Origin of the sequence: Polaromonas sp. (genome assembly GCF_031411155.1) — a bacterium.
GTDB lineage: Bacteria > Pseudomonadota > Gammaproteobacteria > Burkholderiales > Burkholderiaceae_C > Polaromonas.
In genome coordinates this window covers 1-1888 of sequence record NZ_JANOAL010000283.1, presented here as the reverse complement: position 1 = coordinate 1888, position 1888 = coordinate 1, and the positions used below count along the sequence as shown (strand labels likewise).

Genomic DNA, 1888 nt, shown 5'->3' with positions numbered 1-1888 from the left:
TCAAGCCCAGATACTCGGCGGCACCATGAGCGCCGCCCCTCCACAATCCCCCCACGCCGGCGGCATTCGCCTTCACGCCGACAGCCTGGCTGACCTGGCCAGCGCCCGCGACCACTTTCTGGCCCAGCTGCGGCAGCTGGGCCTGCACAGCCAGGTTGAAATTTCCGAAGCCTGCGCCACCGCTGCGGGGTCTGCGCGGGAGTTTGAGCAAGGCTTTGCGCTGCGCGCCGAGCTGGCCGCGCAATGGGCGCCCGGGCACGACACCACCGGCCTGACCCGGCAACTGCAACTGGACACCCAGCACCGCACCGACGACCTGGAGCGCGAAATCCTGCTGGCCATGCTGCTGGGCCCGGTGGCGTTTTCGTTCCCGGGCCATGCCGAACTGGCCTCGGCGCTGCGGATTCGGCGCAACATGGTCAAGGCGGCGCGCAAGACGGCGCTGGCCTTTCACACCACCGAGGCCGAGCGGCCGGAAGACTGCTGGACCTACCACGAGGACAGCGGCTTTACCGTGCGGCCCGGCCATGCGCTGGTGCCGGCGCTGCAAAAAGCCACCCAGCCCGAGGCCTCGGGCAAGCTGTATTCGTTTTCGTGCTACCGGGCCACCGAGTATGTGATCTTGCTGGCGATTGCCGAGGAGCTGGCGCACTGCAACCCGGCGCTGATGCACGGCCTGCAGCAGCAGTGGGAGCGCCGCGCCATCATGTCGGGCCAGTTTCACGAGGTGTTTTTGCGCGAATACGGCTCGATGGAGGCGCCGCTGCCGCCCAAGTACTATGTGCCGGGCGACCGGCTCTGGTTTCGCAACCCCGACGCGCATTCTTCCGACGTGACCGGCTATGAAGGCTCCTGGGTGTTTTACCTGGGCGGTGGCCTGTTCACCAATTTCTGGAAGCGTGAGCAGCCCTACACCCTGACCGACAAGTGCCTGGAACTGTTTCACTGGCGCCACGCCACCTACATCGACGCGGCCGGCGAACTGCAGATTGACGAAAGCGTGGTGGAGGCCGGCGTCAAGGCCACGCGGGCCGACCCGCAGGAAACGGCCCGCGTGCTGGAACTGATGCTGCGCCTGCGCGAACCCAAGGGCGTGTACCAGTCAGGCGGCTGCATCGACAGCTCGCGCGAACACCCGCGCTGGGTCTGCCCCGGCACCGCCGACATGGTGTTGCCGGTGTTTTGAGTTTTTTTAGTTTGCTATTAAATTAATAGCTTACTACGCACGTTTTGCCTGGGCTAGAGGCTTATTTGACCTCCAAACGAGCGGCTGGAGCCGTCCGGCGGCCCCCGGCGGCCGTTAGCGCGGCGCGGCGCGGCTGACGCGCCAGACCACATTGCCCACGTCGTCGGCCACCAGCAGCGCACCGCGCTTGTCCATCGCCACCCCGACCGGCCGGCCATGCGCACGCCCCTCGGCGTTCAGAAAGCCGGTCAGCACATCGACCGGCAGCCCGGCCGGCTTGCCGCCGGCAAACGGCACAAACACCACCTTGTAGCCACTGTGCGGCTTGCGGTTCCACGAACCATGCTCGCCCACGAAGACGCCATTGGCCAGCGCGGCGGGCATGGCCTTGCCGTCTGAAAACGCCATGCCCAGCGGCGCGACATGCGAGCCCAGCGCGTAGTCGGGCGACACGGCTTGGGCCACCAGATCGGGGCGCGGCGGCTTGACGCGCTCGTCCACATGCTGGCCGTAGTAGCTATAGGGCCAGCCGTAAAAGGCGCCGTCCTTGACCGAGGTCAGGTAGTCGGGCACCAGGTCGCTGCCGATTTCGTCGCGCTCATTGACCACCGTCCAGAGCGCGCCGCCCTCGGGCGACCAGCCCAGGCCGTTGGGGTTGCGCAGGCCCGAGGCAAAGACCCGGTGGCTGCCGGTTTTGGGGTC

Annotated in this window: 2 protein-coding genes; one reads left to right on the top strand and one right to left on the bottom strand. The window is 66.9% G+C overall.

Features of this window, described 5'->3' with window-relative positions; genetic code table 11:
- Positions 1-25: 25 nt before the first annotated feature.
- The gene (locus RMO23_RS16800; protein WP_309683842.1) at positions 26-1186 is read left to right on the top strand and encodes a hypothetical protein; all 1161 of its coding nucleotides are present in this window, start codon (positions 26-28) and stop codon (positions 1184-1186) included.
- A gap of 114 nt (positions 1187-1300) precedes the next feature.
- Here the strand turns inward: RMO23_RS16800 and RMO23_RS16795 are convergent.
- The coding region (locus tag RMO23_RS16795) for a PQQ-dependent sugar dehydrogenase (RefSeq protein ID WP_309683841.1) at positions 1301-1888 on the bottom strand (588 nt) is incomplete at its 5' end.

What these genes read in the sequence shown, in the direction of transcription:
- RMO23_RS16800 (WP_309683842.1), top strand. Translation starts at nt 26, where the DNA reads ATGAGCGCCGCCCCTCCACAATCCCCCCACGCCGGCGGCATTCGCCTT.